The sequence below is a fragment of the Leifsonia sp. SIMBA_070 genome (assembly GCF_046534635.1).
Lineage (GTDB): Bacteria > Actinomycetota > Actinomycetes > Actinomycetales > Microbacteriaceae > Leifsonia.
Map to the genome: position 1 here is coordinate 1 of NZ_JAWRYK010000701.1, position 249 is coordinate 249.

Annotated in this window: 1 rRNA gene; it reads right to left on the bottom strand. The window is 48.2% G+C overall.

From position 1 onward, the window contains the following. Positions 1–148: 148 nt before the first annotated feature. Positions 149–249: ribosomal RNA gene (locus SB754_RS22050) — 23S ribosomal RNA — on the bottom strand; the annotation flags it as partial.

The following is a 249-nucleotide window of genomic DNA, read 5'->3' on the forward strand; positions in this document are numbered from 1 at the left end:
GGGCGTCTCCCTACCGCTATAGCCGCCGTAACAATGTGAAACAACCATCCTCACAAATCAGGTTAATGATTAGTGCTGATCATTTGTTTGTTTGTGTGTTGTTTCAGATATTGCACAGTGGATGCGAGACAAAAAGTCTTCTTGTTTTGGTTGTAAGTCCTCGGCCGATTAGTACCAGTCACCTGCACCCGTTACCGGGCTTCCAGTTCTGGCCTATCTACCCCATGGTCTGTAGGGGGCCTTAACCCT